Annotated in this window: 11 protein-coding genes; 10 read left to right on the top strand and 1 reads right to left on the bottom strand. The window is 39.2% G+C overall.

The annotated features are described in order from the left end of the window. The first annotated feature begins 134 nt into the window (after positions 1 to 134). From speD to H8Z77_RS00950, 9 genes are all read left to right on the top strand, one after another. Positions 135 to 914 (top strand): adenosylmethionine decarboxylase, encoded by a 780-nt coding sequence (gene speD, locus H8Z77_RS00990; protein WP_069988228.1) that lies wholly within the window; start codon positions 135 to 137, stop codon positions 912 to 914. Continuing rightward, a complete protein-coding gene (locus H8Z77_RS00985) occupies positions 911 to 2362 on the top strand; it encodes an aminotransferase class I/II-fold pyridoxal phosphate-dependent enzyme (protein ID WP_069988227.1) in 1452 nt (483 codons plus the stop codon). Before speD ends, H8Z77_RS00985 begins: the two co-directional genes overlap by 4 nt. 2 nt (positions 2363 to 2364) lie before the next feature. Next, a complete protein-coding gene (speE, locus tag H8Z77_RS00980; RefSeq protein WP_069988226.1) occupies positions 2365 to 3225 on the top strand; it encodes a polyamine aminopropyltransferase in 861 nt (286 codons plus the stop codon). Further along, the gene (speB, locus tag H8Z77_RS00975; RefSeq protein ID WP_186995882.1) at positions 3206 to 4060 is read left to right on the top strand and encodes an agmatinase; all 855 of its coding nucleotides are present in this window, start codon (positions 3206 to 3208) and stop codon (positions 4058 to 4060) included. Before speE ends, speB begins: the two co-directional genes overlap by 20 nt. 19 nt (positions 4061 to 4079) lie before the next feature. Continuing rightward, positions 4080 to 5282, top strand: a complete 1203-nt coding sequence (locus tag H8Z77_RS00970) for a saccharopine dehydrogenase family protein (RefSeq protein ID WP_186995881.1) — start codon at positions 4080 to 4082, stop codon at positions 5280 to 5282. Further along, entirely contained in the window at positions 5282 to 6418 is a 1137-nt protein-coding gene (gene nspC / locus H8Z77_RS00965; RefSeq protein WP_186995880.1) for a carboxynorspermidine decarboxylase, read from the top strand. The genes H8Z77_RS00970 and nspC overlap by 1 nt, the downstream gene beginning before the upstream one ends. Before the next feature lie 140 nt (positions 6419 to 6558). Further along, complete coding sequence (locus H8Z77_RS00960) at positions 6559 to 8325, top strand: bifunctional metallophosphatase/5'-nucleotidase (protein ID WP_186995879.1); 1767 nt, start codon at positions 6559 to 6561, stop codon at positions 8323 to 8325. A 321-nt stretch (positions 8326 to 8646) separates the two neighbouring features. Then, positions 8647 to 9339, top strand: coding sequence for an ATP-binding protein (locus tag H8Z77_RS00955; RefSeq protein ID WP_186995878.1), 693 nt, complete (start codon positions 8647 to 8649; stop codon positions 9337 to 9339). Between the two features lie 342 nt (positions 9340 to 9681). Continuing rightward, positions 9682 to 10671 (top strand): diaminopimelate dehydrogenase, encoded by a 990-nt coding sequence (locus tag H8Z77_RS00950; RefSeq protein ID WP_186995877.1) that lies wholly within the window; start codon positions 9682 to 9684, stop codon positions 10669 to 10671. Between the two features lie 600 nt (positions 10672 to 11271). Here H8Z77_RS00950 and H8Z77_RS00945 read toward each other — a convergent pair. Continuing rightward, a complete protein-coding gene (locus tag H8Z77_RS00945; protein WP_186995876.1) occupies positions 11272 to 14544 on the bottom strand; it encodes a glycosyl hydrolase in 3273 nt (1090 codons plus the stop codon). 202 nt (positions 14545 to 14746) lie between these two features. Between H8Z77_RS00945 and H8Z77_RS00940 the strand changes: the two genes are divergently transcribed. Beyond that, on the top strand, positions 14747 to 15778 hold the full coding sequence (locus tag H8Z77_RS00940) for an AraC family transcriptional regulator (protein WP_186995875.1): 1032 nt from the start codon (positions 14747 to 14749) through the stop codon (positions 15776 to 15778). Positions 15779 to 16029 lie beyond the last annotated feature (251 nt).

Raw genomic sequence — 16029 nt, 5'->3', positions numbered from 1 at the left:
TTGTATATCATAAAAAGATAAAAATGTTATGGCAGAAAAATCGTAGCACAAGTAATGGGTATTGCATTGCTTGTGCTTTTTTATTTTGTTGATAAAAATAGATCCATCTTAACGAAATTCGAGGTGTTTGGAATATGGCGGAAGAAAAATTAAAACTTTATGGGTTTAATAACCTAACAAAGGCGCTGAGTTTCAATATTTACGATGTTTGTTACGCAAAAACAGCCCGTGAGCAGCGTGACTATATTGCCTATATTGACGAACAATATAATTCAGAGCGCCTTACCAATATTTTAACCACCTTAACGGATATGATTGGCGCACAAGTTTTGAATATTGCCCGCCAGGATTATGACCCCCAAGGGGCTTCCGTTACCATTTTAATAGCGGAAGGCTCTATGGTTCCTATGGGGGAAACACAGCTGGCACACCTGGATAAAAGCCATGTTACAGTGCATACTTATCCAGAATATCATCCAGAAACTTGTCTGGCAACCTTCCGGGTGGATATTGATGTTGCTACTTGTGGGGAAATTACCCCGCTTTCCACTTTGGATTATCTGATCAGCTCGTTTGATTCTGATATTATCACCATGGATTACCGCGTCAGAGGTTTTACCCGGGATGTAAATGGGCAAAAACTGTTTTTAGACCACAAGGTGACTTCCATCCAGGACTATATCAATCCGGACACATTGTTCCGTTATGACACAGTTGATATCAATATTTATGAGGCAAACCTGTTCCACACCAAAATGATGGTGAAAGATATTGATTTACAAAACTATTTGTTTAATACCGATGTTTATGAACTTCCCCCTAAAACGCGGCTGGAAATTATGCACAATTTGCGGCAAGAAATGATCGAAATCTTCAGTGGCCGCAATATTTATGGAAAGGACGGCACACCATGAGTTTAGACCAATCCCGTGCCCCAATCTATGAGGCGTTAGAAGAATTTAAAAAAATGAGGGTTGTCCCCTTTGACGTACCAGGGCATAAAAGAGGACGTGGAAACCCAGAATTAGCTGCCCTGTTAGGAGAAAAATGCGTCAACATGGATGTCAACTCCATGAAACCACTGGATAACCTTTGCCATCCTGTTTCGGTAATCCGGGAAGCGGAATGCCTGGCAGCAGAGGCGTTTGGCGCGGCACATGCCTTCCTTATGGTAGGAGGGACAACCTCCGCTGTACAAAGCATGATTTTATCTGTAGCGAAACGGGGAGAAAAAATTATCCTTCCCCGCAACGTACACCGCAGTGTAATGGGAGCCATGATTTTATGCGGCGCTGTTCCTGTTTATGTAAACCCAGATTGTGACCATCGTTTGGGAATCCCATTGGGGATGAGTGTATCCGCTGTAAAAAAGGCGATCCAACAACATCCTGATGCAAAAGCAATTTTAGTCAATAACCCTACTTATTATGGAATTTGTTCTGATTTGCGTTCCATTGTAAAATTAGCACATGAACATAATATGCTCTGCCTGGTGGACGAAGCCCATGGAACCCATTTTTACTTTGGAGAGGACATGCCAGTTTCTGCTATGGCTGCTGGCGCTGATATGGCAGCAGTTTCAATGCACAAATCTGGTGGAAGCTTAACCCAAAGCTCCCTTTTGCTGGCAGGCCCAGCAATGCAGGAAGGGCATGTACGGCAAATTATTAACTTAACCCAAACAACCAGCGGTTCTTATTTACTACTCTCCAGCTTAGATATCTCCCGCCGAAATCTAGCACTACGGGGAAAAGAATCCTTTGGTAAAGTAATGGAGCTGGCGGACTATGCCCGTTCAGAAATCAACCATATTGGAGGGTATTATGCTTACTCCAAAGAGTTGATCAATGGGGACAGCATTTTTGATTTTGACCGAACCAAACTCTCCATCCACACATTGGATATTGGACTTGCTGGGATTGAGGTTTACGACCTATTGCGGGATGAATACGATATTCAAATTGAATTTGGAGATTTAGGCAATATTTTAGCCTATCTTTCTATTGGTGACCGAAAACAGGATATTGAACGGTTGGTAAGTGCTCTTGCGGAGGTTCGTCGCCGTTACCAAAAAGATAAAACAAATTTAATGACTCAGGAATACATTGAACCTCAAGTGGTTGTTTCTCCACAAGAAGCTTTCTATGCTCAGACAGAACATCTTCCTCTTTTGGAGACTTCCGGTAGGGTATGCAGCGAGTTTGTGATGTGTTATCCTCCAGGAATTCCAATCCTAACTCCAGGGGAGCGGATTACAGATGAAATCCTGGATTATATTGTGTACGCAAAACAAAAGGGGTGCTCTATGACTGGTCCAGAGGATGCGGATATTGAGTTCCTAAATGTGTTAAAGGAGGGTTAATAATGGAATTTTGGTTTTCGGAATCACAAACACCAAATGTAAAATTATCCATACGAGTTGATAAGCAGTTATACAGTGGAAAAAGTGAATTCCAACGGATTGATGTATTTGAATCCCCTGAATTCGGCCGCTTTTTAACTTTGGATGGATATATGATGTTAACCGAAAAGGATGAGTTTATTTATCATGAGATGATTACTCATGTCCCAATGGCAGTCCATCCAAACGTAAAACATGTTCTGGTGATTGGTGCTGGCGATGGTGGCGTCATCCGCGAGCTGGTCCGCTACCCAGAAATCGAACAGATTGACTTGGTAGAAATTGATGAACTAGTAGTGGAAGTTTGTAAAAAATACCTTCCACAAACAGCATGCCGGTTTGATGATCCCCGCGTTTCCATTTATTATGAAGATGGCTTAAAATTTATCCGTTCCTGTGAGGATCAATACGATTTAATTATTGTGGATTCCACCGACCCATTCGGTCCAGGTGAAGGGCTGTTTACCAAAGAATTTTATGGAAACTGTTTTAAAGCATTAAAAGAGGATGGCATTATGGTGAACCAGCACGAAAGCCCTTTTTATGATAACGATGCTGTTGCCTGCCAAAGGGCCCATAAACGAATCGTAGAAACGTTTCCAATCAGCAAAGTATATCAAGCCCACATCCCTACCTATCCATCTGGCCACTGGTTGTTTGGATTTGCATCCAAAAAATATCATCCATTGCGTGACTTGCGGGAAGCAGAATGGAATTTACGCGCGCTTACCTGTAAATACTACACTACTACATTGCATAAAGGCGCTTTTTATATCCCCGCCTATGTTGAGGAGCTATTGAAAAATGTTGAACAAGAATATTGAAACTTTTATGGCGTGTGACGCAGATTTTTCCGAAGCAACTACTATTTTGTTTGGTGCCCCATTTGATTCCACTACATCTTATCGCCCAGGAACCCGCTTTGGCAGCAGTGCTATTCGTGGAGAGTCCTTTGGGATTGAAACCTACAGTCCTTATCAAGACAAAGATTTGCTGGACTGTTCCATTATGGACAGCGGCGATCTAGAACTCTGTTTTGGCAGTACTGAACAGGCGTTATCCCAGATTGAACAACACACCGCTGAAATTCTGGCTGCCAACAAACGCCCATTTATGCTTGGCGGGGAACATCTGGTTACTTTAGGCGCGTTCCGTGCTGTGACAAAACAGTACCCTGATATCCATATCATCCATTTTGACGCCCATGCAGACCTTCGGGACGATTATTTGGGGGTACAACTCTCCCACGCATGTGTACTTCATCGTTGCTGGGACCTGATTGGGGACAACCGTATTTTCCAGTTTGGTATCCGTTCTGGGGACCGGGAAGAATTCCAATGGGGAAATTCTCATGTAACTACCCATAAATTTGATTTTGAAAGCTTAGGACATGTAATAAAACAGCTGGAAGGAAAGCCGGTTTACTTCACTTTGGATTTAGATGTACTAGATCCTTCTATTTTTCCTGGAACCGGCACACCGGAACCAGGTGGAGTCAGTTTTGAGGAATTGCGAAAAGCCGCTACTTTGGTTTGTAGCCAGGCGAATGTAGTTGCCTGCGATGTAAACGAATTAAGCCCACATTATGACCAAAGCGGTGTATCCACTATGGTCGCTTGTAAAATTATCCGTGAAATGCTGTTGGCATTTCAACAATAATCATTAGGAGGAGATATTCATGGGAAAAGCTTTAATTATTGGTTGTGGCGGGGTTGCTTCTGTTGCAATCCATAAATGCTGCCAAAACAGTGAGGTATTTGAAGAAATCTGCATTGCCAGCCGGACAAAATCCAAATGCGATGCATTAAAAGAAAAATTACAAGATACTACAAAAACAAAAATCACTACAGCACAGGTAGACGCAGATAACGTGGACCAACTGATTGCGTTAATCAATCAGGAAAAACCGGATGTTGTGTTAAACTTGGCGTTACCTTACCAGGATTTAACCATTATGGATGCTTGCCTGGCAACCAAAACCCATTATGTTGACACTGCTAACTACGAACCAGAGGATACTGCGAAATTTGAATACAGTTGGCAGTGGGCTTACCGGGAACGGTTTGAACAGGCTGGTATTACTGCTCTGCTGGGTAGTGGATTTGACCCAGGGGTTACAGGAGTATTCTCTGCATACGCCCTAAAGCATGAATTTGATGAAATCAATTATATTGATATTCTGGACTGCAATGGCGGAGACCATGGTTATCCATTCGCTACCAACTTTAACCCAGAAATCAACATCCGTGAAGTTTCCGCAAACGGCTCCTACTGGGAAGACGGCCATTGGGTAGAAACAAAACCAATGGAAATTAAACGGGTTTACAACTTTGAAGGAGTTGGAGAAAAGGATATGTACCTGCTCCACCATGAAGAAATCGAAAGCCTGGCTCTGAATATTCCAGGAATCAAACGCATCCGTTTCTTTATGACCTTTGGCCAGAGCTATCTTACCCATTTAAAATGTCTGGAAAATGTAGGCATGACTTCTATTGAACCCATTCTGTATGAAGGAAAAGAAATTATTCCACTGCAATTCTTAAAAGCTGTATTACCAGACCCTTCTACTTTAGGACCACGTACTGTTGGTAAAACCAATATTGGCTGTATTTTCCAAGGGAAAAAAGATGGCAAAGAAAAAACATATTATTTGTACAATATCTGTGACCATCAGGAATGCTACAAAGAAGTTGGCTCCCAAGCAGTTGCTTACACCACAGGGGTACCCGCTATGATCGGCGCTATGATGATTATGACTGGAACATGGAACAAGCCAGGGGTTCACAATATTGAAGAATTTGATCCAGACCCATTTATGGAAGCGTTAAACAAATGGGGACTGCCTTGGAATGAATCTCACAATCCGGTGTTGGTGGACTAATGGAATATAAAATCAATCCTTCCATTCGTACCCCTTACTTTTTAGTGGACGAAAATCTGCTGCTGCATAACCTGGAGATTTTAAAGCAGGTTTCTCAACAGACAGGGTGTAAAATTTTATTAGCCCAAAAAGCGTTTTCCATGTTCTCGGTGTATCCGTTGATGCGCCAATACCTGGCGGGCACAACAGCCAGCGGATTATATGAAGCCAAATTGGGAAAAGAAGAATTTGGCGGAGAAACCCATATTTTCTCTCCAGCTTATCGGGAAGATGAATTTCAGGAGATTTTACAGTGCGTAGATGATATTGTATTCAACTCCCCTTCCCAGCTTAAAAAATACGCTGCTATTGCCAAACAAGCAGGTAAATCTGTAGGCTTACGCTTAAATCCGGAATGTTCCACCCAAGAAGGACACGCAATCTACGACCCTTGTTCCCCTGGTTCTCGTCTGGGTACCACATTGGAACAATTTGATGAAACTCTCCTTCCTCTATTGGATGGACTTCATTTCCATACTTTGTGCGAGCAGAACTCAGATGACTTAGAAATCACCGTAAATGCACTGGAACAAAAATTTGGCAAGTATCTTTCCCAAATGAAATGGCTTAACCTGGGTGGTGGACATCATATTACCCGCTCGGATTATGATATCCAGCGGTTAATCAAAATTATACAGCATTTGCAGAAAACTTACGGTGTTCAGGTTTATTTGGAACCCGGCGAAGCAGTGGTATTAAACGCAGGATTCTTGGTATCCAGTGTTTTAGAAATCGTACAAAATCAGATTTCAATCGCAATTTTAGATACTTCCGCCGCATGCCACATGCCGGATGTTTTAGAAATGCCCTACCGTCCCCCTGTACAGCAAAGTGGACAACCAGACGAAAAATCTTATACCTATCGCCTAGCGGGTCCCACTTGTTTGGCTGGGGATGTGATTGGTGATTATTCTTTTGATACTCCATTAAATATAGGGGATAAAATCGTATTTGAAGATATGGCGCTTTATACCATGGTAAAGACCAATACTTTCAATGGAATGCCATTGCCTTCTATTGTATATCGAGATAAATCCGGAAATGAACATCTCATAAAAACATTTGGTTACCAGGATTTCAAAAACCGTTTATCTTAATCTCCGAAAGGTTGCCTTAATAAGGCAACCTTTTTTCTTGATTTTTCATATTTCATATAGTATGATAAACTAAGATGAAGCATAATTCTGCTGATATGAGAATTATGGTTTTTCACAGTATTTAAATAGGAGTGGAGTTTATGAAAAAACGCATTATTGCAATGATAACCGTTGTTTCTTTTCTCGTTGGCATGTTCACTATGGAATTCCAAGTATCCGCTGAATCCGCCAATTCCAGCGAAGCCACCATCCGCATAGTACATACCAATGACATTCATGGTTATTACACCAAAACAGATAGAGGACAAATTGGATTTTCCGCATTAAAAGCGGCTATCGACCAACAAGAGGCTGACCTTATTTTAGACGTCGGGGATACCTTTCATGGGCAGGCTTTCGCTACTATTGAAAAAGGAGAAAGCATCGCCGAATTGATGGACGCTGTAGGTTACGATGCCATGACACCAGGAAACCACGATTGGAGTTATGGGAAAGACCAATTAAAACAGTTAGACGAACAACATGATTTTGCTATCCTCGCTGGCAATGTTGTAAACCAACAGGAGCAAACACCGTTTTTCGATACTCCATATTTGATAAAAGAAGTACAAGCAGACGATGGTACCATGTTAAAAGTGGGCGTATTTGGAGTCATTGATGACCAGTTCTATTCTTCTACCGTATCTTCCAACGTAGAAGGGATCACCTTTACAGAGGAAGCGGCAAAAGCAACGGAAATTGCGGCAACCCTGCGCAAAACCGAAAACTGCGATATTGTTATCGCCATGACCCATCAGGCGGATTGCGAGGGCTTTGTTTCCAACATTCAAGGGATTGACGCAGTCATTGCTGGGCATGAACATATTTTAATCAACAAAACCTATCCTGACCAGCAAGGAAAGGATGTTCCGGTAGTAGAGGCTGGATACTATTTTCAGAATATTGGCGTATTGTCCCTTACCTATGATACTGAAACAAAAATAGTGGATCAAACCAAAACAACAGAAACATTTCTTTCCGCCGAAGATACCACATCCCTCTCCGACCCCACTGTTGATGCCGCGATCCAGGCGATTGAGCAGCGGGAAGATGTTATTCTATCACAGGTAATTGGTGTTAGCCAAAAAGAATACCTTTATTCCTGGGAGGAAATCCGTGTACAGGAACAGGAAATTGGCAGGATTGTCACCGCAGCATATTTGGATTTAACCGGGGCGGATGTTGCGTTTGAAAACGCAGGCGGCATCCGTGGCGGTATTCCAAATGGGGAAATTACCTACCAGGATATCATTAGTATCTCCCCTTATGGAAATTTACTGGTAGTACACGAATTGACTGGGGAACAGATTTTATCCATGGTGGAACATTCTATTGATTTAAGTATCCAGTGTAATCAGGTATACGACAAACAAAAAGAAGCGGTTGCCAATGGAGAGGATCCATACCAATATCAATGGCCGGATAACAGCGGAAGCGTCTTGCAATTTGGGGGAATTCAGGTAGAGTACGATACCACAAAACCAGCAGGTAGCCGTATTGTGCAAGCAAAAATTGGAGGAGAAAACATAGATCTCTCCAAAACTTACCGTGTTGCTACCAATAACTATGTCATTTCCGATGAGGACTATCCAGAAATTGTTGGTACCCCTACCCTATATGAATATGGTACTTGCGAAGAAGCACTCATTGCATTTATCAAAACAGGACAATTTGAAGCTGCTGCACAGCAGGCAAGCCTAATAGATATTACTGGAAAACAGACCAATTCTGATACAGATAAGCAAGAATCCAACCCTTCTACTCCTCCATCTACTTCCTCTCCTGCTACTGGCGATACTTTCCCAATCGCTATTAGCTTATTTATCGTTTCTGCATTGGGCATTTTAGCAGTACAAAAGAAAAAATAATTTTTTCTAAAGTATTTATTTTAGTATAGAAGAAATCAAAAAACAGGCAGTTTCCTATGAGCTGCCTGTTTTTTATATAGGAGTAGGAAATAAATCATATTTTTATTGCCTTTATTGTTTTTTTCCAACCATCCATATTTTTAATAAAAAAAGATAAAATTTCATTTTTGTTGTTTTAACAACGGAAATTAATCAAACAATCGTTTATAATAAAACCACAGTAAAAACAGCATTTTATAAAAAATGATAAGCACAACAAAAACCGTGTATATAAAAACTCAACTAATCTTATCAACGAGAAATTAGAAAGGGATATAAAATATGGTTCGAAAAATTATTAAAATTGATAAAGAAAAATGCAATGGATGTGGTGCCTGTGTCACCGCTTGCCATGAAAACGCTATTGGCTTAGTGAATGGTAAAGCTGTTTTACTCCGAGATGATTATTGTGACGGATTGGGAGATTGCCTTCCGACCTGCCCAACCAACGCAATCTCTTTTGAAGAACGAGAAGCTGCTGCCTATGACGAACAAGCTATAAAAGCAAACCAGAAAAAACGAGCCAATCATTCCGGATGTCCAGGCTCCCAATCCAAACAATTGCAAAACGAAACTGTAGCTTTCCCTCCAATGGAAGGAAGCTGTTTGTCCCAATGGCCGGTTCAAATTAAACTTGCTCCTGTCAATGCTCCTTATTTCCATCAATCTCACCTTTTAATTGCAGCCGATTGTACTGCTTATTCCTACGCCAATTTTCACCAACAATTTATGAAAGGAGCTATTACTTTAATTGGATGTCCAAAACTAGATATGGTAGATTATTCTGAAAAATTAGTGGAAATCTTTCAACACAACGAGATTCAAGAAATCACCGTAACCCGTATGGAAGTACCTTGTTGTGGTGGAATGGAGTACGCAGTAAAAACAGCACTGCAAAAAGCTAGAAAACAAATTTTAGGAAAGGTAGTTACCCTTTCTACAGAAGGAAATATTTTGTCCATACAGCCCCTTTAAAGTACTTTTTAAAATGCTATTTTTCTTGTCCTCTTTTTGATAAAAACAAAAATTCTGCAAGTTTAAAAATCTTTTTTTGCAAAACATGATTAAAAATAGAATGCATTGGCAAAATATTAAGAAAATGAAAAATCCTATTTTTGTTTTATAAAAATTTTGCTTTTCCCCCTTGCGTTCCTGATTAATGTGCGTTATAATAAACTAAAAAGTAAATTGATTTACTTAAAATATCCTTTTTAAACGGAAAACAAATACAATCCTTTAGAATGAATTTTGAATGTTTCCAATTGATTTCCGGCAAATTGCAAAGGTAGATTTTGAAAAGAATGGAGCTGTTTTTCTATGACAAAGATTAGAGTTGGCATCGCTGGTTACGGTAACTTGGGAAAAGGCGTCGAAATGGCAATTGCTCAAAACCCAGATATGGAACTAGTTGGTGTATTTACCCGTCGTCAACCTCAAGATGTAAAAACAATTCGCCCAGAAACAAAAGCTTATCATATTGACGATGCTGCTAAAATGACAAATGATATCGATGTTATGATTCTCTGTGGTGGCAGCGCTACTGACCTTCCTAAACAAGGTCCTGAATTTGTAAAATTGTTTCATACAATTGATAGTTTTGATACCCACGCAAAAATTCCTGAATATTTTGAACATATGGATCAAACTGCAAAAGCCGCTGGAAAAGTTGGCATTATCTCTGTAGGTTGGGATCCAGGTTTGTTCTCATTAAACCGTATGTATGCTGGTGCTGTATTGCCAAACGGAAAAGACTATACTTTTTGGGGAAAAGGAATAAGCCAAGGACACTCTGATGCAATCCGTAGAATTGAAGGTGTTCAAGATGCAAAGCAGTACACCATTCCAATTGAGAAAGCAGTAGAAGAAGTTCGTTCTGGTAGCAATCCAGAGTTGACTACTAGGGAAAAACATCTGCGTGAATGTTTTGTAGTTGCAAAACCAGGAGCAGATACTGCTAAAATTGAGCAAGAAATTAAAACAATGCCAAACTATTTTTCCGATTATGATACTGTGGTTCATTTTATTTCCCAAGAAGAATTAAACGAAAGACACAGTGGTATGCCACATGGCGGCTTTGTCATCCGCAGTGGAAAAACCGGAGCAAACCAGGAAACAAAACAGATTATTGAATATAACTTAAAGCTGGAATCCAATCCAGAATTTACTGGAAGTGTTTTAGTTGCTTATGCGCGTGCGGCTTACCGTATGTCCCAAGAAGGAGTAACTGGCGCTAAAACTGTTTTAGATGTACCACCTGCTTATTTATCCGCAAAATCTGGAGCAGAACTAAGAAAAGAACTGCTGTAATTTTTCATCATCTAGGTAAAAAGACACCTACAAAAATGTAGGTGTCTTTTTTATCATATTAATTTTAAGTCAAAAAGAATATCATAAAAATGTTTAAAATTATTGGAACGTTTATTGAAATCTCCTTGAAAAATCTTTTCTTTTGATGTGTATGGTCTACTATTATAAATAATAATTACTAATTTTATTACTATTTTAACTGCATTATTGAATCTATAAAATTTATTTTGGAAACTATAATATTACTAAATGAAAAATCAAAACCACTAGTAAACTAGCAGTTTGCTCAGATCCCAAATGGATAAGGGATATCGAAAAACTACCATCGTATCGCTTGCTCTATTACTGGTTTTGATTTTCATTCCATACACCTTGTCTAGAATGAATATTGTATGAAAAAATCCCCGAATTTCTTTTTCTAAAATCTTTTATTTAATTCTAAAGCAGAATGCACTCTCCATCTGTAAAATTTTCTTATTTTTTCCAAGACTTTTTTATTTACTCCTGGTTTTACCAGGAGTTTTGTTTCGCCTAAAGACATTAAACAAATAACAGAAGAACCAAAATTGGTTCTTCTGTTATTAATAGCTAACCATTCATCTATTTCTTTTTACGGAAGATCAACATTGTTGCACTTGCCATTGTCAATACAGTGATCCCTATTATTGGAGCAGCATCTCCTGTCTGAGGTGAATTTGTAGATTCATTAGTAGAAGGAGTTTCCGGATTATCAGAAGAAGGTTGGTCAGTAGATTGTCCTACTACTTTTGTGTATACCTTTAGAGTAGTATCTCCCACCATTCCATAAGAATCAATTTCTGGGGTTTGATGCCACATCGTCCAGTTTACATCATAACCTAAATCATACGTTCTGTTCCTTAAACTGCTGGTTACCCGAACTTCAATTGTATTTTCGCCAGGTTGGGCAAATTCAGAAAGGTCGGCTGTGCAATTATCCATATTTCCGTTAACCTGTTTTCCATTTATGAAAATTGCGGCTGTTCCACCACTAAAGGAATCCGCTTGGAACTGCAATGAATAAAGGGAATTATCCCAATTTTCTGGTAAGGTGAAAGTAGTAGTATAACTTCCAACGCCAGATACGGTTCCACCTACTTGTGTGATATCTTTCCATGGAATCAGATCTGTTTGTCCTACGTTGATATCAACCTTGTTGGTATCATAAGTTACTTCGGTTGTTGTATATCCAAAACCTCTGTCTTCAGTACGGGTTATTTTATCACCAGGCTGCCAATCCTGTACTACCAGATTCCAGTTATCTAATTGGATATCTTCTGGAACAGATACTTCTTTTGTATAGCTGGTTCCATCACTGTAATTCAATACAGCTTTGCCAGAATTCGCGACATACATGGTGGTGTTTCCATTTTCTACGGTTACTTTGTCCACGTTTTCAGAAGAAACAACTGTTTTTTCTCCTTGATTATTTGGATCTAACACGAACACCGTAATGTCACCTGGTGCTAGGTCTACATTTAAAATTGTCCTGTTGCCTTGATAGGAATATTCCGCTAATTCTGTAATTTCTCCCGTCCAAGTATTCAGAGCATATGGTTTATAAATACCATCCAAAGAAATCTGACCGATATCGTTTTGTTCCTCTTCATACATATAGTTGTAAACGTATAAATAGCTAGCATCCTCTGCTTGATGCAGTACACTAAGTAGAGAATCATTGGATTCTACATATTCAGCACGTGGACGGATGCCCAGTTGCATTAGGGCTTCATAGGTATCTTTGGCCTGATTAACAACAGCCACATTGTCCAATTGTTTAATTTGATCCATTAACTGGATTAGTTGCTCATCTTTTCCATCGTTGAATGGTGTTTGAATTGCCGCACTGGTATTAACTTTTATCATATTATTGCGGATTTCTTCCTGTGTTTCACCATCGACAATGACAACTGGTAGGCCATCTTTTGCCCATTGGTATAATACCTGAGCCGATTCATAAGGAAGCTCTTCCTGATAAACAATCAATCCTTGATAGCCTACACCGTCTGCCTGGATTTGTCCGTTTGTACAAGTGATTTCGTCATCTTGTAACAACATTGGTGAAAAATAGTCATAAGTGTATCCCGCATCTTGTAACGTCATATCCTGCCAATAAAATGCCTTGTGATTGTGTAAATAATTTTCCTCAAATGGGCGCTGAAATTCGGAAGCGTTGTTAATATAGTAGTCATTCCTTAAAATTCCCAAATCCATTTTTACTGTACCTTGACGCAATGCTGTTTGGATACGTGCTAAATGCTGATTGATTTCAGGATAATCCAGAGAGGCTGGTTGGCGTTTACTAAACCGCTCTGAGAAAAATGGCATCATACCTTCATACCCTGGCCAGGAACAATTTTGTTCTGGCCCGTAAGCGGAAGAATAGCCATGTAATACGGTCCTTTGGATACCAGCCGCAAATTGGGTATAAAAAATTTGGCGGTAGTATTCATGGTTGCGGTAGTAGTTTTCCCCACCCAACGCACCAGTTTCGCTGGAATAAGTTTTTCCATATAAGTGGGCAGCCCCGCCTTGGGAGCGGTACATGTCTGGCTCTGTATTAAACTCCAAAGATTCTGTTTCCACATAGTCCAATGATTTTACTGGTTGAGAAATTTCGAAGAAATAGCCATAGGAATTTTCCGCACGTAAGGTCATCCCAAAACGATGCAGCCATTCTGTCAGTACATCCAAACATTCTTCCATATACAATTCAGTATTGGTTTGATACAAATCATTCCTCAATTTATTACATAAGTCTTCTTCCCCTTCTAATGTATAAGAGTATAAAGGTTCAGACATAAAAGTAACATTGGATTGTAGGGTGAAGATAGGTAGATATTTTCCAACATCATAACCCCTTCTAGAAGAAAATTCTTTTTCATAATCATCACACCACAGGTTTCCGGTAGAATTTGTACCGCGGGTACTCAATTCCAAAGAATCCATATAAAGGGATACATCCCCGTTTTCCTGGATCATCTGTTGTAAATCTGGAGTGAGGACGTTTTCATTCCAATATTCAATTAAAGCATCGGCGCCTTCTCTAGAAAAATAGTTAATGGTGTATGCTTCTCCAGTGGAAGCTGGCTTATAGGTTTCACTGGTGCCATACTGCCAAAAGGAAAATAAAATATAATCTCCATCTATGGGGGCTGTATAATCTATTGTCCATGTTCCATCTAGCTGTTGTACAGCAGTATCTGTGATATCAGTTAGAGAATCCGGATCCAGGCGGATGGTTTTCCCATCTTCTGATACAGAAGTTTTCTTTGCTGTTACTACTTCGACTAAACGCATCTTGGTAGCGTTTACGGTTAATTCCGGTGTGGGAAGGACGCCACTAAATTGCTGACCAGCAGTTAAATTAACAGTACGGTAACCTAATTCCTGGGATGCTGCTGGATCATCCGGTGTAATCGTAGTTAAATTGGCTGTTGACCAATGGGTTCCGCTGGTAAAGCTAACTCCCATACCCAGTTTGGTACATTCCTCTACAATTAAGTGGGAGTCATGTACCCATTCTTCCGAACCCCAGGCATATGTGGCATTATCCAAATACGCGGATTCATCTAAGGTAACAAACTCAATGGCTCCATATCCATCCTGATATAATTCCTGGATGGATTCTTTTAGTGTTTCATCTGTATGGGAACCTTCTGCTAACCACCAGCGTATTTCTGGACGGTATTCCATTGCCGGATTTTGAAAAAGCCCATTCATTTTTTCTACGAAAGAATTTGACTGTGACTCTGTGGATACAGCACCTACTGAAGTAATACAAGTAGCAGCTGCCAAAGAAAGACACATCAAAAGTGGCAACACTTTTTTTGCTCGAAACTTTCTTCCTTTCATGTGATTTTCCTCCTAAAAATAACTTAAAATAATTGTATGTATAACTTTCGTCATCATTATATCATGCTAAAAAATTCAAAAACAGATAATAATCCTCTCTAAAACTGGTGTTTTAACAGGATATTTAACATAAAAATTGAGATATATAGATATTTTATGATATTTATGTTATTCTAAAATAAGAAAAAGGAGGAGAAAAAATATGGACGAAATTAATCAAGCACTTACTTCTTGCGATTTATTAACAGGATATCTTGATCCAATTATCCAAAAATTAATCCATAATTTACCAAATATACTTTCCTCTATGTCGACACAACATTCTGAGAAAAAGGAGACATCTTCTTATGTTCAGCTCTTAGGGGAATATGTAATGAAGCCTAATGAAAATATCTCTGTATTTCTTCATTGGCCGGATACAAAATATGCACCTATATCGCAACGAAAGGTACAGCATTTCCATTATCATGATTTTTATGAGATCAACTATCTTTACCGAGGTGGTGTAAAAAATATTTTGCAGGATACTACGATACAACAAGGCTGTAACCAAATCCTTCTGATGAATCCTTATGCCTATCATGATCCCAAAATTTCTGACCCCGATACACTGCTGTTTAATATTTTAATCCGAAAAGAGTTTTCCGCGGAAATTTTAAGTGGGTATTCTCCTGGAAATTCAAATCTTATCAATTTATTTTTGGATAATAGCCTTGGTATGGGGCCATTAAAACCCTACTTACTGTTTGACAATACACCACAAATTAATTTTATTTTACAACAAATGATATTAGAGTATTACCAAGGACAGCAGTATTCCCAACAGGTTTTATATGCAAAATTAATTGAGCTATGGTCATTATTCGCACGGCAGCAAACAGAAAAATTCGCACAGAATGAACATAACATACCAGAAGATGTCACAAAAATTTTGTCCTATCTATGTACTCATTATGCTACTACTAACTTATCAGAAACCGCAAAACAGTTTGGCTATTCCTCCAACTATTTATCCCAATACCTCCAACGGTATACAGGTTATTGCTATAGCGATTTGATTTACAATTTAAAAATGCAGAATGCAACCAGTTATTTAATTCATTCCAATTTTTCTTTGGAGGAGATATCAGAACGGCTTGGATATAGTGATGTAAATTATTTCCGAAAAATTTTTAAAAAGAAGTTTGGAATTTCTCCACGGGCGTATCGGAACCAGCATAAATCAAATGCTTGAAAATACCCACTACAGCCAAATCTACCAGTTCGATTGGTGGCTTACACAGCCCTCGACTTTTATGCACATATAAGGGATACTGAATTATATTATTATATTACACACACTGCCACCCGTAAGCGAATAAAATTAGTATTATTTTATTTCGCTATTTTTCTGCACAGCCTTTTCTTTTTTAACTCATATAAAACTCACTGATATAATTGTCGCACGATTCTTTTTCTTCCTCGGTAAAACTAGAGGATTTTTAA

This window comes from Clostridium facile (assembly GCF_014297275.1).
Classification (GTDB): domain Bacteria; phylum Bacillota; class Clostridia; order Oscillospirales; family Ruminococcaceae; genus Massilioclostridium; species Massilioclostridium facile.
The sequence above is the reverse complement of the archived record's forward strand: the minus strand, read 5'-3'. Positions and strand labels throughout refer to the sequence as shown.